The organism is Phormidium yuhuli AB48, from assembly GCF_023983615.1.
GTDB classification, from domain to species: Bacteria; Cyanobacteriota; Cyanobacteriia; order Cyanobacteriales; family Geitlerinemataceae; genus Sodalinema; species Sodalinema yuhuli.
In genome coordinates this window covers 2,695,826-2,714,657 of record NZ_CP098611.1, presented here as the reverse complement: position 1 = coordinate 2,714,657, position 18,832 = coordinate 2,695,826, and the positions used below count along the sequence as shown (strand labels likewise).

At 53.7% G+C, this 18,832-nt stretch carries 20 protein-coding genes and 2 tRNA genes; 10 read left to right on the top strand and 12 right to left on the bottom strand.

Annotated features, from left to right (window positions below):
* The first annotated feature begins 134 nt into the window (after positions 1–134).
* Together NEA10_RS11615 and NEA10_RS11610 are read left to right on the top strand one after the other, a co-directional pair.
* The gene (locus tag NEA10_RS11615; RefSeq protein ID WP_252660227.1) at positions 135–1,007 is read left to right on the top strand and encodes a methyltransferase domain-containing protein; all 873 of its coding nucleotides are present in this window, start codon (positions 135–137) and stop codon (positions 1,005–1,007) included.
* Between the two features lie 54 nt (positions 1,008–1,061).
* Positions 1,062–1,988: a homogentisate phytyltransferase gene (locus NEA10_RS11610; RefSeq protein ID WP_252660225.1), complete on the top strand. Its 927-nt coding sequence runs from the start codon at positions 1,062–1,064 to the stop codon at positions 1,986–1,988.
* 26 nt (positions 1,989–2,014) lie between these two features.
* On the opposite strand, the gene NEA10_RS11605 is transcribed toward NEA10_RS11610, so the two are convergent.
* The 7 genes from NEA10_RS11605 to NEA10_RS11575 all read right to left on the bottom strand — a co-directional run bounded on the left by NEA10_RS11605 (position 2,015) and on the right by NEA10_RS11575 (position 9,134).
* A complete protein-coding gene (locus NEA10_RS11605; RefSeq protein ID WP_252660223.1) occupies positions 2,015–3,613 on the bottom strand; it encodes a serine/threonine phosphatase in 1,599 nt (532 codons plus the stop codon).
* Positions 3,614–3,619: 6 nt separating this feature from the next.
* On the bottom strand, positions 3,620–4,240 hold the full coding sequence (locus tag NEA10_RS11600; RefSeq protein ID WP_252660221.1) for a pseudouridine synthase: 621 nt from the start codon (positions 4,238–4,240) through the stop codon (positions 3,620–3,622).
* Between the two features lie 6 nt (positions 4,241–4,246).
* Positions 4,247–4,318 (bottom strand) — tRNA-Cys (locus tag NEA10_RS11595).
* A gap of 53 nt (positions 4,319–4,371) precedes the next feature.
* Complete coding sequence (cofG, locus tag NEA10_RS11590; protein WP_252660219.1) at positions 4,372–5,322, bottom strand: 7,8-didemethyl-8-hydroxy-5-deazariboflavin synthase subunit CofG; 951 nt, start codon at positions 5,320–5,322, stop codon at positions 4,372–4,374.
* 72 nt (positions 5,323–5,394) lie between these two features.
* On the bottom strand, positions 5,395–6,633 hold the full coding sequence (locus tag NEA10_RS11585; protein ID WP_252660217.1) for an SUMF1/EgtB/PvdO family nonheme iron enzyme: 1,239 nt from the start codon (positions 6,631–6,633) through the stop codon (positions 5,395–5,397).
* Positions 6,633–7,415, bottom strand: a complete 783-nt coding sequence (gene egtC, locus NEA10_RS11580; protein WP_252660210.1) for an ergothioneine biosynthesis protein EgtC — start codon at positions 7,413–7,415, stop codon at positions 6,633–6,635. The genes NEA10_RS11585 and egtC overlap by 1 nt, the downstream gene beginning before the upstream one ends.
* 297 nt (positions 7,416–7,712) lie before the next feature.
* Positions 7,713–9,134 carry an isochorismate synthase gene (locus NEA10_RS11575; RefSeq protein WP_252660207.1) on the bottom strand — a complete coding sequence of 474 codons (1,422 nt, stop codon included), beginning with the start codon at positions 9,132–9,134 and terminating at the stop codon, positions 7,713–7,715.
* A gap of 306 nt (positions 9,135–9,440) precedes the next feature.
* Between NEA10_RS11575 and menA the strand changes: the two genes are divergently transcribed.
* Positions 9,441–10,355, top strand: a complete 915-nt coding sequence (gene menA / locus NEA10_RS11570; RefSeq protein ID WP_252660201.1) for a 2-carboxy-1,4-naphthoquinone phytyltransferase — start codon at positions 9,441–9,443, stop codon at positions 10,353–10,355.
* A 57-nt stretch (positions 10,356–10,412) separates the two neighbouring features.
* Positions 10,413–11,339, top strand: coding sequence for an o-succinylbenzoate synthase (locus NEA10_RS11565; protein WP_252660199.1), 927 nt, complete (start codon positions 10,413–10,415; stop codon positions 11,337–11,339).
* A gap of 151 nt (positions 11,340–11,490) precedes the next feature.
* Here NEA10_RS11565 and hisS read toward each other — a convergent pair whose 3' ends face one another.
* Genes hisS through pedR form a run of 3 tightly spaced genes read right to left on the bottom strand, consistent with a single transcriptional unit; the run spans position 11,491 to position 13,409 of the window.
* Positions 11,491–12,756, bottom strand: a complete 1,266-nt coding sequence (hisS, locus tag NEA10_RS11560; protein WP_252660197.1) for a histidine--tRNA ligase — start codon at positions 12,754–12,756, stop codon at positions 11,491–11,493.
* Between the two features lie 45 nt (positions 12,757–12,801).
* Positions 12,802–13,068, bottom strand: a complete 267-nt coding sequence (locus NEA10_RS11555; RefSeq protein ID WP_252660189.1) for a hypothetical protein — start codon at positions 13,066–13,068, stop codon at positions 12,802–12,804.
* Between the two features lie 47 nt (positions 13,069–13,115).
* Entirely contained in the window at positions 13,116–13,409 is a 294-nt protein-coding gene (pedR, locus tag NEA10_RS11550; protein WP_252660187.1) for a photosynthetic electron transport-dependent transcriptional regulator PedR, read from the bottom strand.
* Positions 13,410–13,756: 347 nt separating this feature from the next.
* Here pedR and grxC point away from each other — a divergent pair, with 347 nt between their 5' ends.
* Together grxC and NEA10_RS11540 are read left to right on the top strand one after the other, a co-directional pair.
* The gene (gene grxC / locus NEA10_RS11545; protein ID WP_252660179.1) at positions 13,757–14,020 is read left to right on the top strand and encodes a glutaredoxin 3; all 264 of its coding nucleotides are present in this window, start codon (positions 13,757–13,759) and stop codon (positions 14,018–14,020) included.
* Positions 14,021–14,066: 46 nt separating this feature from the next.
* A complete protein-coding gene (locus NEA10_RS11540; RefSeq protein ID WP_252660177.1) occupies positions 14,067–14,777 on the top strand; it encodes a tetratricopeptide repeat protein in 711 nt (236 codons plus the stop codon).
* Here NEA10_RS11540 and xth read toward each other — a convergent pair.
* The gene (gene xth / locus NEA10_RS11535) at positions 14,774–15,565 is read right to left on the bottom strand and encodes an exodeoxyribonuclease III (RefSeq protein ID WP_252660175.1); all 792 of its coding nucleotides are present in this window, start codon (positions 15,563–15,565) and stop codon (positions 14,774–14,776) included. The two genes, NEA10_RS11540 and xth, sit on opposite strands and share 4 nt — an antisense overlap.
* A gap of 122 nt (positions 15,566–15,687) precedes the next feature.
* Here xth and rsfS point away from each other — a divergent pair, with 122 nt between their 5' ends.
* The 4 genes from rsfS to NEA10_RS11515 all read left to right on the top strand — a co-directional run bounded on the left by rsfS (position 15,688) and on the right by NEA10_RS11515 (position 17,790).
* Positions 15,688–16,116 (top strand): ribosome silencing factor, encoded by a 429-nt coding sequence (gene rsfS, locus NEA10_RS11530; RefSeq protein WP_252660173.1) that lies wholly within the window; start codon positions 15,688–15,690, stop codon positions 16,114–16,116.
* A gap of 18 nt (positions 16,117–16,134) precedes the next feature.
* The gene (locus NEA10_RS11525; RefSeq protein ID WP_252660163.1) at positions 16,135–16,635 is read left to right on the top strand and encodes a CGLD27 family protein; all 501 of its coding nucleotides are present in this window, start codon (positions 16,135–16,137) and stop codon (positions 16,633–16,635) included.
* Positions 16,636–16,674: 39 nt separating this feature from the next.
* Positions 16,675–17,622 (top strand): asparaginase, encoded by a 948-nt coding sequence (locus NEA10_RS11520; RefSeq protein ID WP_252660161.1) that lies wholly within the window; start codon positions 16,675–16,677, stop codon positions 17,620–17,622.
* 94 nt (positions 17,623–17,716) lie between these two features.
* Positions 17,717–17,790: transfer RNA gene (locus NEA10_RS11515), tRNA-Met, on the top strand.
* 227 nt (positions 17,791–18,017) lie between these two features.
* Here the strand turns inward: NEA10_RS11515 and NEA10_RS11510 are convergent.
* A complete protein-coding gene (locus NEA10_RS11510; RefSeq protein ID WP_252660160.1) occupies positions 18,018–18,554 on the bottom strand; it encodes a manganese efflux pump MntP in 537 nt (178 codons plus the stop codon).
* Positions 18,555–18,832: the final 278 nt, after the last annotated feature.

Sequence of the window (18,832 nt, the reverse complement as noted above, 5' to 3'; positions counted from 1 at the left end):
GACGTCATCCTCCTTCGTTTAAATTGAGGTCTTCACGTCTCCCTGCACCTCTTCTGGTCAAGAAGAGGTATTTTTTTGGGAGTTTGCGGTAGGTTGGAAAGTGGTTGAAATCTCACGTGTATCCACGAGCCCCGATGACAAATCCCTTTGGACAGCAGATTCAGGACTTCTACGATGCCTCCACCGAACTCTGGGAAGAGGTCTGGGGCGAACATTTGCACCATGGTTACTATGGCGATCGCCCCCCCCGCCGTCTCAACCGACGACAGGCCCAGATTGACCTCATCGATCGCCTCCTAGACTGGGTTCACGCCACGGGAAATGGAACCTCACTCAACGAACAGAGTCAAGTCCTCGATGTCGGCTGCGGTGTGGGTGGAAGTAGCCTGCATTTATGGCAAAACCTTCGCTGTCGGGCCACGGGAATCACCCTCAGTCCCGTCCAGGCCCGCCGGGCCAGCGAGCGATCGCAACAAGCGGGGGCCAGCGGTTCCCTCGGCTTCCTCGTCGCCGATGCATTAGAGGTTCCCTTTAGCGATGCCACTTTCGACTGGGTTTGGTCCCTCGAAAGTGGGGAACATATGCCCGATAAAACTCGGTTTTTAGACGAATGTTACCGCCTCCTCAAACCCGGTGGAACCCTGATGTTAGCCACCTGGTGTCATCGGCCCCTGGACTCCGGACGCTTATCTGCCACGGAAGTTGAGCATCTGCGCCAACTCTATCAAATTTATCATTTACCCTATGTGATTTCCCTGCCCGAATATGAGGCGATCGCCCAAGGGATAGGCTTTGAGAACGTCCAAACAGAGGATTGGTCACCGGCCGTCGCCCCCTTCTGGGATGTGGTCCTAGAATCGGCCTTGGACCCTAAGGTGATATTGGGGGTTCTCCTCTCCGGTTGGGAAACTATCCAGGGGGCGTTCGCCATTAACCTGATGCGAGAAGGCTATCAAAGCGGGTTAATCCGTTATGGAGTTCTCTGTGGGCGAAAACCTCACGCCTGAATCCTTCCCACCTATTCTTCCCACCCACCTCACTCAGTATCTTCAGGAGGACCTATGGAATCGCGATCGCAACCCCTGGCCAGCTTATTTCCTCAACCCCTCTCCGCCCTATGGCGTTTTAGTCGCCCCCATACCATTATCGGCACAACCCTGAGTGTCTGGGGCTTGTTTGCCATCAGCCAGGCCGGACAGTGGCCCACCCCCCCAGAGTGGCGATCGCTGCTTTGGGCTTGGTTGGCCTGTTTAGGGGGAAATCTCTATATTGTCGGTTTAAATCAACTCGAAGACATCGAGATTGATCGCATTAATAAACCTTCCCTCCCCCTAGCCTCCGGAGAGTTTACCCCCCGTCAAGGATGGACGATTGTGGCCCTCTCGGGACTCGGGGCGATCGCCCTGGCTTGGACTCAGGGACTCTGGCTATTCGCCACCGTCGCCATTAGCCTACTCATCGGAACCGCCTATTCTATCCCTCCCATTCGTCTCAAACGCTTTCCCTTCTGGGCCTCCTTCTGCATTTTTACCGTGCGAGGGATGATTGTCAATCTAGGACTGTTCCTCCATTTTCAGGGAGGATTTCCCATCCTGCCCGAAGTTTGGGCCTTAACACTATTTGTCCTGATTTTCACCTTTGCCATTGCCATTTTCAAAGATGTTCCCGACCTAGAAGGAGACAAACGCTATCAGATTAGTACCTTCACCTTGCGTCTTGGGGCCCCCACCGTTGCCCGCTTAGCCCTGATGACCATTTCCCTCTGTGATATCTTGATGGTCATCGCCGGATTTACGGTTCTCGATGACATGAATGGTCCGCTATTGGCCGGGATTCATCTGGTTCTCCTCGCCCTCCTCTGGCTTCGTCGTCAGTCCCTCGACTTGGGCGATCGCACCTCTATCGCCGCGTTTTATCAATTTATTTGGAAACTCTTTTTCCTAGAATATTTACTCTTTCCTTTCGCCTATGTTGCCGCCCAATTGTAAGAATAAACCCTGATGTTTTAACCCAGTTAAAGAGACTTCAACTCCGCTCGAACTAAAACTGCCGTGATATTATCCCGTCCATTTTCTTGATTTGCCAAATCAATCAACTCTTGAGGTGCTAAATTTAGATTGGTTGAGACTGCCAAATAGGGTTTGAGGTGAGTTTTCCAATGAAGTTCTACCAAACTGCGGTCTGTCAGACCATCAGAGGCTAAGAGAAACAAGGTCGTCTCCAGAATTGGGAGAAAGCGGATATCCGGGCGAACCGACTCACGAGGCCCCAGGGCCTGAGTCAATTGATAGGCTTGAGGCGTTTGATAGGCCACCGCCGGATCAACTCCCTGGGCGATGGATTGCTGTCCCAACTCATGATCTCGGGTTAAGAGTTCCAACCCTCCCGACACCGTCAGACGATAGAGACGAGAATCCCCCACATGGGCGATCGCCGCCTGATTTCCATCAAGAAGTAACATCACCAGAGTCGTTCCCATGCGGCGATTTCCCCGGCGGCCCTGCTCCTGATTTAATTGATAAATGGCCGTATTGGCAGCAGCGATCGCCTCATTAATGCGCCATTGTTCCGGGAAGGCGTCATCCCAATAGGGAAGGATGCGATCGGCCACCGTTTCAATCGCGATCGCACTGGCCACATCCCCCCCTTCATGGCCCCCCATCCCATCACAGAGAATATAGAGACCACGGGCCGATTCCGTGCGTAAATTAGGGGTTTCCCGTTGATGTTGTCGTAGCCATAGCAGAAACGTATCCTCATTGTGACGACGTTGGCGGCCAATATCCGTCTGTCCCGCATGAGTCAACTGAATCGTGGGGGTAATCGGGGCCGTTACCGTTAGATCTTCTTCCGCAAAATTCCATCCCGTCGGATCATCATCCTCCTCATCCTCAGCCGCGAACTGGGGTTGTAGAGATTCAAACAGCTGATCCAGATGCGATCGCAACCGTTCCGGCGAAGAAATCTGTCCCTGTTGTAACCGTTGAATCAACTGGGCAATATCCAGATGGGGTGACATTTGAGAAACACGAAATAAGCGACTCCAGGTGTCCCCCAACTGCTTTAACGATAGAGAGTCCGCTGTCGTTTCTGGATACAGTCGTTGCAAACACAACAAATCATCCTGATCGAGACGCAGATTCTCTAACCGCATCAAACTCGGCCGGGCCTCCAATTCTGTCAGCAACATCCATAAATCCGTCATCTGATACAACCAATGGAGTTGCTGAAGTGCCACCTGCTGACGTTTCAACGAAGATTTTCCCGTCCAGCTTTCCATTAACGGCGATAACTGCGATCGATCTTCGAGTAAAACGATTGCATACCTCTCATTGTCCCAAGCATCATGGAGTCGTGGCAGGGCCGAATTCGTCGCACAATAGGGATGAATATAGGGTTCTGCCACATCAGGAATCGATGGCATCGACCCCTGACTTGAACGATAGTAAGGAGATTCCCCCGGGTTTTGGTCAGACACCCGAACCTCAATATCCCCCCAGTTATTCAAAACCGGACGTTTGAGAGGACGATAACGACGTTGGGGGTCGAGATAAACCGGAAGCGTCATCCCACCACCATCGGTCTTCGGGATGAGGATAGCAAACCAAATCATGGGGACTCAGAGTGTAGATCGTGACGACGACGACTGTTCCTTACTATCTTCCCTCACTTGTTGAATTTCTAGAGGAGTTAACTCCCGCCATTGTCCCGGTTGCAAGCCTTCGAGGGTTAATCGGAGACTGCGAACTCGAATCAACCGTAAGGTAGGGAAGCCAACCGCAGCGGTCATCCGTCGAACTTGCCGGTTTCGCCCTTCCGTAAGGGTCATTTCCAGCCAATCCGTAGGAACGTTTTTACGATAGCGAATAGGGGGGTCTCGTGGCGGTAAATCTTGAGGTTCAGGAAGTCGCCGAACCCGGGCCGGACGAGTCTGATAGCCGCGAATCCTCACCCCGTGACGTAACGCCTCCAGGGCCGCCTCATCGGGGGTTCGTTCCACTTGTACCCAATAAGTACGGGGTTTGGCAAACTTGGGGTCTGTCAGACGATGCTTCAGAGGTCCATCATTGGTTAACAAAAGTAAGCCCTCACTATCGCGATCAAGACGACCTACAGAATAGACCCCAGGAATGGGGATATAATCCTTTAGAGTCGCCCGGGGAGTTGTGCTGCCATCAGTAAACTGACACAGCACATCATAGGGCTTATAAAAGAGGATATAGCGATACTGAGCGTTCACGTTAAAAGGGGACACCCGGATTCGAACCGGGGAATGGAAGATTTGCAGTCTTCTGCCTTACCGCTTGGCCATGTCCCCATGTCTCTAGCTTTGCTATCCTAACATATCATGGTTCAACTGGGGCAACTTTTTCAAGAAATTGCCTCGACCTGCGATCGCAGTTTAGGAGACAACCAAGGGTTAAACCGAGGATACACCGGTAACCGGGGACACAACTGCCAACCGGCCGGTTCCAGAATCTCACGCAGACGCTGAGATTGCCAATGGGGATAATCCGGGTTCACCTCATCCCGGGGACTAATCCCCCCCAAATCCCGGGCCCCAGCCTCCAAACACGCCAAAAGAATCTCAGGAGTCTCCACCAGATTAGGGGGAATTTGTAAGGTCACCTCCGACGGTAACATCTCTCGGGCTAACCCCACCACCTCCGGAAGTTGCGTCAACTCAAACCCCTGCAACTGGGACTCCTGACGCTGGCCCAAACGCTGAGGCTGCAAAATCACCTCCTGAATATGGCCCCAGCGACTGTGAATCCGGGCAATTTCCCTCAAGCTATTACACCAATCCAGCGGCGTCTCCCCAATTCCCAACAACACCCCCGTTGTAAACGGAATCCCCAACTTCCCCGCCAGTTCCAACTGTAAAAGTCGTCGTTCCGGCTGTTTACTCGGCGCGTGACGATGAACCGTCTCTAGCAGTTTGGGCGTCACTTGTTCCAGCATCAACCCCATAGAGACATTCACCGTTTTCAGACTCGCCATCTCCTCCTCACTCAGGGGGCCCACATTGGTGTGAGGTAGAAATCCCAGAGACAGGGCCAACTGACAGAGGTTAAAAATTCGTTGAAACCAGAGACTACGACGAGGATGCCGGGGATGAACCTCACCACTAAGAATCAGAATCTCCGTCACCTGGGGCCCCACCCCTTCCCGCAACGACTGCAAAATCTCCCGTCCCCGGGCCAAACTCATCCACTCATCCTCTCCCGGTTCCCGACGAAAATTGCAATAATCACAGCGATTAAAACACTCATAGGTCGGAACCAACGTATACGCCGGACTATAGGTTACCGTCTTGACCATAACGGAAGTCTCCCCTCGTCTCTCTCCTCCATCTCTCTTCTCCGTGTCCTCCGTGACTCCGTGGTTCCCCCATCATCGCCCACATAGCCGAAACCCAGCAAACAGTTCTCGAACCTGAGGAGAATACCAATTGCGGAAACTATTGCGAAGGGCCCAGGGGCGAGTAGTCCAACTTCCTCCCCGTAACACATAATGCTGGCCATCAAAATAGGTTTGCGAATAACCGGGATAGGGAAAGAACTCAAACCCCTGATACCCATAAAAGGAAGTTGAGGTCCATTCCCAGACATTGCCCAGCATATCCTCCAGACCCCAGGGACTGCAATGGTCAGGATAGGCATGAACCGGAGTTATCCCCCCCATGAGACGATGATGATTGCAATGGGACCCTTGAGGGAACTCAATCCCCCAGGGATAGGGCTGATGGCGATGTTGCTGAGGGTTCCAACTGGCGGCTTTTTCCCATTCGGCTTCTGTGGGGAGTCGTTTCCCGACAAAGTTGGCGTAGGCGTTGGCTTCATACCAACTCACGCCACAGACGGGATAGGGGTCAAATTGTGAGGAGTCCTCCTGGGGCCAATACAGGGGTTGGCGAATCTCATGGTCTTGGATAAATTGCCAACCAGCGGCGGACCAATACTTGGGATTGTCGTAGCCCCCCACCTCGATAAAGTGACGGTACTGGCCACAGGTGACGGGGTAGCGGTCAATATGATACTGGTCGAGAGCGTTGAGAAAGGCCGGCTGTTCGTTATCCAGGGTGTTCTCATCACTATTGCCCTGTAGGAAGGCTCCCGCTGGAATTTTGATTGTTTTGGGGTTTAGGGGTTTAGAGGCAGCAGGATGAGGGCGATAGAGGGGGCTAAGTCGATGTAATGCCTCGACAATCGCCATGGTTTCACCATGTTGGCTTTCATGTTGGAGAATGAACCACCAGAGGCGGGCCTGGTCTTCCAGGGGGGCTTGGGGGAGATAGTCCAACACCTGTTGGCGAATGTCTTGTAGATAAATGCAGGTGTCTCTGAGGTTGGGGAGTTGTTCCCGTTGCTGTTTGGGGAGGCCATCGGCGGCATAGAGACGATGGTATTGGGGCTGTTGGGGAGGATATCCGGCACAATGACGCAATAGCCAGAGTTCTTCGGTGAAGCCGATATGTCCTAAATGCCAACCGATGGGACTAAAGTCGGGGTGGGCTTGGCGGTAATAGAGGTCATCGCCCAAGGGTTGAACCTGATCGAGGGTGGCTTGACGACAGGCGATGAGGGCTTGCTGGAGGGCCAGGGTTAGGGAGGGTTGGGAGAGACGTGACATTAGGGGGTTAAGACAGTCCACTGAGGCCCCTGGGTGGGGTTGACCTTTACGATACTGCCTGGGGCGAAGGCTTGCCAGTTTCCGGGAAAAATGGGTTCGGAGGCGATGAGGTGGCTGTCGTCTTGTTGCAGGTAATAGAGACTGGGGGGGGTGGTGTTGACGGCGAAGCGACAGGCGATGAGGTGTTGGCCGTCGCTGAGGATGAGGTTGGCGGAGAGTTGACTGTTATGGGCTATGGCTAATTCCTGAAAGTCCTCTAGGGCGGTTTTGAGGGTTTGGCTGAGGGGTTGCTGGGGGTGGGAATCCTGTAACTGCATTAGATAGGCGAACAGATGTTCGGAGTCGGTTGTGCCGTTGATGAGTTCATAGTAGGGGCTACGGAGGCGATCGCGCAGGGGACGGTAGAGGCGTTGACGAAATTGGGGGATGGCCCCGTTATGGATAAAGGACCAGTTGTGATAGTTGAAGGGCTGGCTGTTACTTAAATCTAGGGCTTGTCCTGGGGTGGCGCTGCGGACGTAAGCTAGGATGCAGTCGGAGTGAATGTAGTCACTGAGGGAGGGGAGGTTAATGTCACTCCAGATGGGCAGGATACTTTTGTAGGTGAAAGGTTGATTCCGTTGGTGGCGATCGTACCAGCTAAAGCCATACCCGTCGGCGTTAAGTCGGCCGGCGGTCATTTCCCGGGGTTGATAGCTTTGTACGATTAGGGAATGGGGAGGCTGACAGAGGAGGGACTGGAGGGAGACGGGGGAACCGAGGTAGGCGAGAAGTCGACACATGGGGGAAGAAGGCAAGAGGCAAGAGGCAAGAGGCAAGAGGGGGGGAGAGGGTCACCACAGAGGCACAGAGAACACGGAGAAAAGGAGGAGGTAAGAGAGGGTAGGATGTGTTCCGGCATCAGTACGGGTTTTGACTTAGGCCCATCGATTCAAAATTGCCGGAACGCATCGTTTAGGCGGTAGACAAGAGGAGGGGAGAGGGTAGGATGTGTTCCGGCATCAGGAAAGGTTTTGACTTAGGCCCATCGATTCAAAATTGCCGGAACGCATCGTTTAGGCGGTAGGCAAGAGGGGCGGTTAATTGCTGTTTAAGGTGTTGAGGAGGGCTTGGAGTTTGAGTTGGATTTCCGCAAGTTCTTTGGCGGGATCGGAACCGGCGACGATGCCCGCCCCGGCGTAGAGACGGGCCCGATCGCCGTTGATGAGGGCGGACCGAATGCCGACGATAAATTCGCTGTCTCCTTGGCCGTTCACCCAGCCGAGGGGGGCGGCGTAGAGTTGGCGATCGAGGGTTTCCCATTCGCGGATGGCGTGACAGGCTTCCTCACAGGGAACTCCGGCGACGGCGGGGGTGGGATGGAGTTGGGCCAGAATCTGGAGGGGATGGACGCTGTTGGGTAGGTTGGCGCGGATGGGAGTCCAGAGATGTTGAATGTTAGAGAGTTGCAAGAGACGAATGGGGGGGACGGGCTGGAGGGTTAACCCTAATGATTGTAGTTGCTGTTGGATGAAATGTAAGACGACGCGGTGTTCGTGGCGTTCTTTGGGACTGGAGAGGAGATGGTTGGCCAGTTGGGCGTCGGTGGAAGGGGTTTCTCCTCGGGGGGCGGAACCGGCCAGGGCGTCGGCGATGAGTTGCCCCTGATGACTGCTGAGGAGACGTTCGGGACTGGCCCCGATGAAGTATTGACCCTGGCCGTTGCCGATGGCGAAGCTGTAACAGTCGGGATAGCGGTGGCGGAGTTGGGCCAGGGCGGTGGTGAGATGGAAGGGGGAGGCGGCTTGTAGGTCGATGGCGTGGGAGAGGACGACTTTTTGGAGATGGTTGGCGGCGATCGCCTTGAGGGCCTGTTGGACGTTCTCTTGGAATTGCTGGATGTCTCTCCAGTCACAATGAACCGGTTGGGGAAGGGCTTGGCCGGACCGGTGGGGTGGGGTTGAGGGCTGGGAACGCAATTGTTGTAGGGTTTGCCAAATCTCTTGACTCAGACGGGAGAGGTCACTCTGATGGGTGAGGGGGAGGTTACAGGTGGCGAGGGTTTGTCCGGCTTCCTGACTCAGTTGCCATTGGGGGAGAAAGGCGCTGGCGGCGGGGAAGAGGCTGTGACTGGATTGGTCGAAGAAGCTGAAACTACAGAAGATTTGCAGGCCTTGGGGAGACCCCAAACGGGGATTGATGAGGGTGGTGTTCTCGTGACAGTGGTTGACAAAGTCCTGGATTTTCTGGAATCGCTGTTTTCCCTCGGCCCGCATTTGACAACAACTGCCCCAGGCGGCGATCGCCCGCTGTTGACGTGGGTTCTCTAGGTAGAATGAGGGCTGATCACCCTGCTGATGCTGGTCGAAGGCTAGGAGAGGGTCGAGATCCGGCAGCGTCACCCGCAGACTCAGCCAATGCGATCGCAGGGCCGGGGGTAATTTTTGCTGGCAATTGAAAAGAAATCTCTCAATATCTTGACAATTTTTAAAGCACTGTGTCGGACTGGGTTGAACGACCATGAACGAGCGTAATGTAAAGATGGATTAAGAGTTAGCTGGCCAGCTTCTGGGTTCCCTTAAACCCCGAGGGAGGTGATGATGACTCTAGGGGCAACTCAAGGCAAGAATCAGGGGGACAGCCCCTCGGCGCTGGCATCTCCTGACTACTAAGCTACCACTGATGTTGTGGTGCTGTCGTTGTTCGGAGGGCGGAGATTCTCTGAGTCTGGTCTGAAGCGATCGCCTCACTTGTAAAATATTCCCACAAGACAACATCGGATTTTAACGCTCAGTTGTATTTCTGAAACTTTGGATTAAACTGCACGAATGACCACTGTATCTTCATCTCCGACTTCTTTTAAACTTTGGTTGGCTGCCATCAAGCCCCCCATGTACACGGTTGCCATTATTCCCATTTGGGTGGGGACGGCGGTGGCGGTGGCGGAACAGCACCTGTTCAATCTACGCATTTTTTCAACGTTTTTAATGGCGGCAATTTTAATTATTGCTTGGCTGAATTTAAGTAATGATGTTTTTGATTCGGAAACGGGAATTGATAAAAACAAAGCCCATTCTCTGGTGAACTTAACGGGCAATAAATCCCTAATCTTCAGTCTGGCGAATCTCTGCTTAATCCTGGGTCTTGCGGGAATTGTGGCGATCGCGGTTTGGCAACAGGATGTCACAGTCCTGACTCTGATTATCGGCTGTTGCGCCCTCGGCTACAGTTACCAGGGCCCCCCATTCCGTCTCGGCTATCGCGGCCTGGGAGAACCCATTTGCTTTCTCACCTTTGGTCCGATGGCCCTGGCGGCGGCCTACTACAGTCAAACTCAGTCTTGGCAGGGCTTACTCCATCATCCCATCCCCTTTCTGGTGGCTTCAAGCTTTATTGGCATCAGTACCAGTATTATCCTCTTTTGTTCTCACTTCCACCAAGTGGAGGACGACCAAGCCGCCGGGAAGCGATCGCCCATTGTCCGTCTGGGAACCCAACGGGGGGCGACTCTCCTGAATTATGCGACGGGACTGATGTTTCTGGCGTTGGCGATGGCTATCAGCCTCGGCTATCTCTCCCCCTGGGTGTTGTTGACATTCCTGAGTCTCCCCATCGCCATCCAACTCTGTCGCCATGTCCAACGTCACCACAACCAACCGCAACAGGTGAGTAACTGCAAATTCATTGCCGTTAACTTACACTTCCTAAGTGGACTTCTGCTTGGGATTGGTCTTACCCTGTAATTTCTATTTCGCGAAACCCCGAGGGCGTTCGCAGCCCTCACCCCACCCCCAGCCTCGATGTATTCTCTAACTCTCCAGCCCTATGACTATCCCTTTCGCCGCCCCCTAAGAACCCATCATGGGCTATGGAAACGTCGTCAAGGGCTTCTCATCAAACTCAGCGATGGCCAGCGAGAAGGTTGGGGAGAAATTGCCCCTCTCCCCGACTTTGGATCAGAGTCTCTAGAAGCGGCCCATGAGTTCTGTCAAGGCTTCCAGGGCCATCTCGACGACGGGGACATTTTCTCCATTGGCGATCGCTATCCGGCCTGTCAGTTTGCCCTAGAATCCGCCCGAGAGGCCCTCCTGAGATATCCCAACCCCCCTTTACAGCCCAACTTCCCCTATTGTCAGCTTCTCCCCACAGGGGAGGCCGCCCTCAAGCGATTACAAACTACGCCCAACGACCATTGGGGTCCCTCCCCTTGTTTCAAATGGAAAATCGCCGTGGAGGGAATGCAGCAAGAACAAGATTGGTTTCAGCAACTCCTCCAGGACCTCCCCCCCCATAGTCGCTTACGCCTAGATGCCAATGGGGGGTTAAGCCAAGAGGAGGCCCAAGCCTGGTTAGGGGCCTGTGAGGGGCAGCCTGTGGACTATTTGGAACAGCCCCGGCCCCCGGAAGCCTGGCAGGACTTAGAGACTCTACACCATCAGGGAGTAGTCCCCATCGCCCTAGATGAATCGGTCGCCAATCTCCGAGATTTAGAGACCTGGTTACAACGAGGCTGGTCAGGAATTATCGTCATCAAAGCCGCTATCATCGGATCACCGCGACGGCTACGCCAACTCTGTCAGCAGTTTCAGCCGGATGTCGTTTTTTCCTCTGTCTTCGAGACCCGGATTGGTCGCCAAGCTGCCCTCCATTTAGCCCAGGAACTGCAACGGAAACCTCGGGCCTTGGGTTTTGGGGTTTTGGAGGCAATAGGGGAAGAAAGGCAATAGGCAATAGGCAGTAGGCAGAAAGGCAAGAGGCAATAGGCAATAGCCGGGGGAGGGCGAACAGCCGTTCGCCCCTACATTGTCCTCTGTGTCCTCTGTGTCCTCTGTGTCCTCTGTGACTCTGTGGTTCCCCTCTTACCCTCTTGCCTCTTGCCTATTGCCTTTTGCCTTTCTTTTTAAGAACCTCCAATAACTCTGACTGCTTCAGGCTTTCTTGTTCACCACTCTCTAGGCATTTCAGGTTAATCGTTCCCTCGGCGGCCTCGGCATCTCCTAAGACTAAACACGCCTTTGCCCCACTGCGAGAAGCCCGTTTGAACTGTTTGCCAAAGGCACTTCCACTTAAGTCGAGTTCCACGGCGAGGTTCGCTTGACGTAATTGTTGGGTTAGACAGAGGGCTTGGGCTTCGGCTTGTTCCCCTCGGGAGACGACATAATAGTCGGGATGGGGGTTGGGGCTGTCTCGAAGCTGTTGGAGTAGGAGAATGAGGCGTTCTAAGCCAATGGCCCAACCGACGGCGGGGGTGGGTTTTCCGCCGAGTTGTTCCACTAAGCCGTCGTAGCGTCCGCCGCCGCAGACGGTGGCCTGGGCCCCCAGGTCGTCGGATTGGATTTCAAAGGCGGTGTGGGTGTAGTAGTCTAAGCCCCGTACCAGTCGTGGATTGAGGTCATAGGGGATGCTCAGTTGCTCTAGGAGGGCGCAAACTCGGTCGAAATGACGTTTTGAGTCATCGCTGAGGTAGTCGAGGATGCTGGGGGCATTTTGGGCGATCGCCTGGGTGCGTTCGTCTTTGCTGTCGAGGATGCGTAGGGGGTTGCGGCTGAGGCGATCGCGGGAGTCGGCGTCAATTTCGTCTTGGTAGGGGCTGAAGTAGTCGATGAGGGCTTGACGGTAGCGATCGCGATCGTCTCCCTGGCCGACGGAGTTGATGGCGAGATGCAGGTTTTTTAGGCCTAGGGCTTGGAGGATATCGCTGGCTAGGGCGATGACTTCGGCGTCGGCCCGGGGGGCGTCGGTTCCGAGAAGTTCTAAGCCAATTTGGTGAAACTGGCGTTGTCGGCCGGCTTGGGGGCGTTCGTAACGGAACATGGGGCCGGTGTACCAGAGGCGTTGAACTCCACCGGCGGCGAAGAGGTTATGTTCGATATAGGCGCGAACGACTCCGGCGGTTCCTTCGGGCCGTAGAGTGAGGGAGCGATCGCCGCGATCGCTGAAGCTATACATTTCTTTGCCAACCACATCGGTAGCTTCACCAATTCCCCGTTGGAACAGTTCGGTTTGTTCGAAGATGGGGGTGCGAATTTCTTGGTAATTGGCGCGGGTTAAGATGTCGCGGGCGGTGGTTTCTACGAGTTGCCAATAGGCGATTTCATCGGGCAGAATATCCCGAGTTCCCCGCAGGGCTTGCAGCGTCGTCATGGGTTGAGAAACGATTAAATTATGGTCAAAACTGGGGGGATGCCCTTAGTTTTGCGCCTCTAGGGGCTGCCAGGACTGTTGAGCGCGATCGCCATAATACTGGAGGATGGCGTTGAGGCGATTTTGCTGATCGGCGGGGGCGTTGTCGGGAAGTTCCAGCCAGAGGCCGCCCACTTGACTGAGTTTGGGGTCAAAGTTAGGGGCGGTTTGGGGGAGTAGGCCGGCGGCTACCCCCTCGACTTGACGCAGATGGGCAACCACTTCCCGATAGACGGCCAGGGGAAGGGTGGGAATGGTCCAGCATTGTCGCATGGTCAGGTTTAACGATACGGGTTAGGGATTGTAGAGGTTGAGGGGTTTCAGTCCGTCAGCATGTCCGAGGCTGAGGCCTGGGTGCTACGGTAGGGAAGGGTACAACAGTTGACCTCGTCGAGACAGACTTTGCCCCAGCGCAACGCCCATCTTACCAGAGCGACCCGGTTTTCGGTTTTGGTTTTACTGAGAATGTTACTGATATGGTTATCGATGGTTCGTTTGCTGAGTTCTAGGCTATCGGCGACTTCTTGATTGGTTAGGCCGTTGGCGACGAGTTCGATGACTTCTAGTTCGCGATCGGACAGAAGCGCTTGTCCGTTCGGTGCGGGGGCTGACATAACTTCTGCTTATTTTTTCTAAAGGGACTGATTTAATTTTAAGGGAAAGCGACGCTCAGTTGAGCAACAATACTTAAGATTTATGGACTGTTGGGGCTGAGGGTGGCGTTGGGGATGGCGATCAATCTAGTGTTCCCAGGTGGCGGCGACCATGGCGATGTTGGGTGAGGGTTCAGACTGACTTAGGGGAATTGCTGCGGGGGGACGCGCGAGGAATAATTTGAACATTGGCATCACGTTCTAGGGATTCCAGGAATCGAATGACTGCCCCCCTGTTCTCTATAACTCCCGCAAATCGTAACGTTTTGCTAAGATTAAAGGGTTGTTGCGCGATCGCCTGCTCAGTTATGGCTAACGTCGAAATCTACACCTGGACCTTCTGTCCCTACTGTATCCGTGCCAAATCCCTCTTAAAACGGAAGGGTGTCGAGTTTACAGAACATAATATCGATAGAGATGAGGAGGCCCGGGATAAAATGGCAGAACGGGCAAATGGACGTAGGAGTGTGCCACAAATCTTCATCAATGGCCAACATATTGGTGGTTGCGATGACTTACATGCCTTAGATACAAAGGGAGAACTGGACGGTCTTCTCCAACAACCGGCATAATTTCGGGCAGAATAGGGGGGCATTGTCTCTATGCCCCTACAACATTATGAATGGTCTTGTGAAAGCTATTGGTGGCGGATCTATTGTTCTCGTGAGTTTGGTCGCCCTACCTCTCCCGGGATTGCCGGAATCTCCCTCAGATGGAGAGGATGAAGCTCAGATTCAAGAATGGTACGACATTTGCATGGCGGCGACGGATCAGGAGGCGATCGCCGCCTGTGATGCCCTGATTGAAGTCGATCCGGAGGATGAACGCACCTGGACTAATCGCGGCAGTGCTCTCGATGAACTGGGAGATTCTGAGGCGGCCTTAGAGTCTCATAATCGCGCCCTGGAGTTGGCTCCCAATTACTCTCTAGCTCTGGCGAACCGTTGTGCCACTTTAGGGAATTTGGGAGACCACCAAGGGGCAGTAGACTCCTGTTGGGCCGCCATTGAGGGGGATGGCCGCTGGGGAGATAGTGGGGTGGAGCTGGCCTGGGACAATATGGGAGTCTCCTTAGCCTATCTGCAACGCTATGAGGAGTCTCTGGACGCTCACCGCACCGCCCTAGACCTTAACCCTGATTATGCCAATGCTTGGAACAATTTAGGGGCAACCCTGTTTGATTTAGAACGCTATGGGGAGGCTGTGGAAGCCTTTCAACAGGCCCTCAATCTCAATCCTGAGGATGAGCTGGCTCGCAGTAACTTAATTGTGGCTCGTCAGCGCGATCGCCAACCCCAAGATTCACCCCAAAATTCCTCTGACGACTAATCGGGCCATTCCACAATCACTGGGGTATGGTCGCTGGGTTTGGTCCATTGCCGAGGCTCTCGGTCAATGGTACAGTCTGTTGCCCGTTGATATAGCTCTGGGGTCAGATAATGATGGTCAATGCGCCAACCCCGATTGCGAGGGAAGGCCCCAGCTCGATAGTCCCACCAGCTATACTGTTTGTCCTCTTGGTTGAACTTACGAAAGGCATCGGCCAGCCCCAACCCTAAACATCGCTCTAGGGCCTCTCGTTCAGCCGCCGTGGTTCCCACAACCGGGGTTTTTCCCGGAGGGGTATGAATATCTCGGTCATCGGGGGCGATGTTAAAGTCCCCACAGATGCATAAGTCCTTGTATTTGTCAAGGGTGTGTTGGAGATAATCGTATAACAGATTCAGCCAACGGAGTTTGTAGTCGTATTTGTCACTGTTGTACTCACCGCCGTTGGGCACATAGAGGTTAATCAGACGGATTCCTCCGACAGTGGCGGCGATCGCCCGTTTCTGCTCATCGAGGTTCCCCACCTGTTCTGGGGGAAGCAGGGCCCCGAAGCCGATATCCACCTCTTCTAAGGGGAGGCGGCTGAAGATCGCCACGCCGTTATAGGACTTCTGCCCCGAGACAGCGAGATGATAGCCCAGAGATTCAAAGGGATCGCGGGGAAAGTCGGCATCAATGACCTTCGTTTCCTGGACACATAACACCTCAACCGGGTTGGCGCGAAGCCAGTCACAGACCAGTCCCTGGCGGGTGCGAATTGAGTTGACATTCCAAGTAGCAATTTTCATAGGGGATGCGATCGCAAGTCTCGGCCGTAGCAGCCGCCTCTGCATTCAAAGTCCAGGTCTGCTAGGATATCAACAAAAATAAAAGAATCAAATAGTTCTCATTGAAGTTCCCCAAAACTTGTATGACCGAAAAGCCTCATTCCCCTGCTCCATCCTCCACTCACACCGCTGATCAGCCCTCCGAGAGTTATCAGCTTGTCGTAGCCGCTGTCCAAGGAGCCGAAGACCGCAAAGGGGACAATATCATTGTCTTGCGGGTTGAAGAAGTCTCCTACCTGGCTGATTATTTCATCATTGTCACTGGATTTTCACGGGTTCAGGTGCGGGCGATCGCCCAAGCTGTCCAAGCCCAAGTTGAACTGGATTTAGAGCGGAGTCCGGTCCGGGTTGAGGGCTTATCTGAGGGGATTTGGGTGTTGCAAGACTACGGGGATGTGCTGGTTCATATCCTGATGCCCGAAGAACGAGAGTTTTATAATCTTGAAGCTTTTTGGGGACATGCTGAACGGATTGACATCTCCGCCTTGCTCCCCTCTCATGTATCCTCCTAGCCGTTCCCACGACGTTGTATGAACGATCTCGATCTGTCGCGATGCCCGGTTCCCCGAGAACAACAACCGATTCAGGAATATCAGGCTCTCAAAGAAGGCTGTCTCTTCCGAGCTAGTCAGGGAACCCTCGGCAGCTACCTCAAAGCCTTAGCTTGGATTGGGCTTCCCAGTTGGCTCATTGTTGCCCCCATTGCAGCCGCTAGCTTTGCCCCAGAGCGGTTCCCCCTGCAATTTCTGCTCAGTGCCACCCTCGGAGCCAGTGCCGTAGTGGGTTTGGCACTGTTACGGCTGTTTCTGGGCTGGAAGTATGTCTGCGATCGCCTCCAGAATCCAGTGGTGGTGTATGAGGAATCGGGCTGGTACGACGGACAAACTTGGACAAAAACCGAATCCGTGTTAGCCCGCGATCGCCTAATTGTCGAGTATCAACTTCGACCCATTTTTCAACGGTTGCGTCGCACCGCCATCGGGTTAGGATTAGTAGTTGGGGTGAGTGCGATCGCCTGGAGCCTTGCCTAGTCCTGTCCGATCTGTTGTGTTACTGAAGATCCTATCTCTATGGCCAAACGTCATCACACGCACCCCCTCGAAGTGCAACTGTTACGAGAGGGCATTGTCGAGTCGAAACATCACGTCCAAGCCGTAGTCTGCGATCGCCGGGGGCGCGTCCTCTCGGCGGCCGGTGACCCAGAAACGGCCGCCTTTATCCGTTCAGCCCTCAAACCCTTTCAAGCCCTCGCCGTCACCTCCACCGGAGCCTTAGAACGCTATAACCTCAGCGATCGCGATTTGGCGATTATGTGTGGCTCCCACCAGGGCAATATCGAGCAGCTTCGTCAAGTTTTCCGCATTCTCTGGCAAGCGTCCATCGAGCCAGATCAGTTGCAATGTCCCATTCCCCCGGGCAAGCGATCGCCCCTGGAACATAACTGTTCGGGCAAACACGCTGGGATGTTAGCGGTCTGTCAACAGCGACAACTGCCCCTAACCACCTATCTCAAACGCAATCACCCGGTACAAACCCTAATTTTAGGCAAAGTGGCGGAGTTGCTACAAATGCCCCCAGATGAGTTGATGGTGGCCCGGGACGACTGTGGTGCGCCCACTTACTTTATGCAGTTAAACCAGATGGCTTCCCTCTTTGCCCAATTGGCCTCTGGGGATAGCCTCGATATGGAGCGGATTGTCCGAGCGATGACTCATCACCCTGATATGGTCGGTGGTGAGGGCCATTTTGATACGGAAGTGATGCGGATTAGCAATGGCTCTCTGGTGAGTAAAGCTGGGGCGGAGGGGATTCAATGTGTGGGTCGTCTCGGAGATGGCATGGGGCTGGCGATTAAGGTCACTGACGGCTCTAAACGGGCTAAATATGCGGTTGCCCTACATCTGTTGCGCCAGTTGGGCTGGATTCAACCGGACAATGCCGATGCTCTCGCGGAACGGTTCACGGTGATTAATGAGTTTAAGCGACTCAATATCGAGGGTGAATTGGTGATGCTGTAAGGGATTGAGCGATGTTTGGCTTGGTCTAGCTGAAAAAAAGTTTGCCCGAGGGGTTGCCAATTGCCTCTCGCTTTGGTTATAGTAGTAAAGGCGACGCGGGATAGAGCAGTCTGGTAGCTCGTCGGGCTCATAACCCGAAGGTCGGTGGTTCAAATCCGCCTCCCGCCACCTTTAAGATAAAAGCCGCTCGACTTAGTTGAGCGGCTTTTGTTTTGGTTTGATGTGGATTTGCCCTGCGGGGAGAACCCACCCTTTGGGCCATCCCCCCTACTGCCTCTTGCCTCTTGCCTCGGGCGACCACAAGGGTACGCCCCTACGTCTTTTCTCTTGCCTCTTGCCTCTTGCCTCTTGCCTCCTGTTCCCTGTTCCCTGTTCCCTGTTCCCTGTTCCCTCTATCACGCCAATCCTTCCCACAAAATACGGATGGCGATCGCAATGAGAATCAGTCCACCGAGGATTTCTACTTTGTCCTGAAAGCGATCGCCGAAATGATGGCCGATATATACTCCTCCCAGACAAAGCCAGAAGGTAATGACCCCAATCACGGCGACGGTGAAGAGAATTGGAGTTTGCAACACGGCTAAACCTAACCCCGCCGCTAAAGCATCAATACTGGTGGCAACTGCCATAAAGACGAGAGTCTCCCACTTCATCGGGTTAAAGGGTTCCGTCTCCTCATCCTGGCTAATCGCTTCATGAATCATGCGGGCACCGAGAATGCCCAGAAGAATAAACCCGACCCAATGGTCGTAGCGGATAATGTAATCCCGAAATCCTACCCCCATGCCCCATCCCATTAGAGGCATAATCGCCTGGAAAATGCCAAATGCGATCGCCACTTTTAAGGCTTTTTGTAATTTGAGGTGGCGGATGTACAGTCCACTGGTCAGGGACACGGCAAAGGCATCAGCTGCCAAGCCCAAACCAAGCATTGAAATAGTAATAATTTCCACGAGATGATGCCTATCCTTATTCAACCAATGGACAACTTCAGATGAGGATGATGCCGAAATGCCTTGGGCAAGGAGCAAAGTTGAAATGTCCAATCTTCATTACTTTATCTTACCCTAAACCCTAGTCAATCGTTAATCGCTACGATAAATTATTCAAGTGAACCCGATAATCTAGATAAATCTGTCATAATTAACTCATTATTCAAACTCAATCTAACGGAAAAGAGAGGGGTCTTGATGCCCTGGTTAAGGACAGA

Coding starts and splice junctions, on each gene's coding strand:
- NEA10_RS11575 (WP_252660207.1), bottom strand. CDS start 9,134: ATGGTCGTTCAACCCAGTCCGACACAGTGCTTTAAAAATTGTCAAGAT.
- egtC (WP_252660210.1), bottom strand. CDS start 7,415: ATGTGTCGACTTCTCGCCTACCTCGGTTCCCCCGTCTCCCTCCAGTCC.
- menA (WP_252660201.1), top strand. CDS start 9,441: ATGACCACTGTATCTTCATCTCCGACTTCTTTTAAACTTTGGTTGGCT.
- cofG (WP_252660219.1), bottom strand. CDS start 5,322: ATGGTCAAGACGGTAACCTATAGTCCGGCGTATACGTTGGTTCCGACC.
- NEA10_RS11610 (WP_252660225.1), top strand. CDS start 1,062: ATGGAATCGCGATCGCAACCCCTGGCCAGCTTATTTCCTCAACCCCTC.
- NEA10_RS11605 (WP_252660223.1), bottom strand. CDS start 3,613: ATGATTTGGTTTGCTATCCTCATCCCGAAGACCGATGGTGGTGGGATG.
- pedR (WP_252660187.1), bottom strand. CDS start 13,409: ATGTCAGCCCCCGCACCGAACGGACAAGCGCTTCTGTCCGATCGCGAA.
- grxC (WP_252660179.1), top strand. CDS start 13,757: ATGGCTAACGTCGAAATCTACACCTGGACCTTCTGTCCCTACTGTATC.
- NEA10_RS11520 (WP_252660161.1), top strand. CDS start 16,675: ATGGCCAAACGTCATCACACGCACCCCCTCGAAGTGCAACTGTTACGA.
- NEA10_RS11615 (WP_252660227.1), top strand. CDS start 135: ATGACAAATCCCTTTGGACAGCAGATTCAGGACTTCTACGATGCCTCC.
- rsfS (WP_252660173.1), top strand. CDS start 15,688: ATGACCGAAAAGCCTCATTCCCCTGCTCCATCCTCCACTCACACCGCT.
- NEA10_RS11565 (WP_252660199.1), top strand. CDS start 10,413: ATGTATTCTCTAACTCTCCAGCCCTATGACTATCCCTTTCGCCGCCCC.
- NEA10_RS11555 (WP_252660189.1), bottom strand. CDS start 13,068: ATGCGACAATGCTGGACCATTCCCACCCTTCCCCTGGCCGTCTATCGG.
- hisS (WP_252660197.1), bottom strand. CDS start 12,756: ATGACGACGCTGCAAGCCCTGCGGGGAACTCGGGATATTCTGCCCGAT.
- xth (WP_252660175.1), bottom strand. CDS start 15,565: ATGAAAATTGCTACTTGGAATGTCAACTCAATTCGCACCCGCCAGGGA.
- NEA10_RS11510 (WP_252660160.1), bottom strand. CDS start 18,554: ATGCTTGGTTTGGGCTTGGCAGCTGATGCCTTTGCCGTGTCCCTGACC.
- NEA10_RS11525 (WP_252660163.1), top strand. CDS start 16,135: ATGAACGATCTCGATCTGTCGCGATGCCCGGTTCCCCGAGAACAACAA.
- NEA10_RS11540 (WP_252660177.1), top strand. CDS start 14,067: ATGAATGGTCTTGTGAAAGCTATTGGTGGCGGATCTATTGTTCTCGTG.
- NEA10_RS11585 (WP_252660217.1), bottom strand. CDS start 6,633: ATGTCACGTCTCTCCCAACCCTCCCTAACCCTGGCCCTCCAGCAAGCC.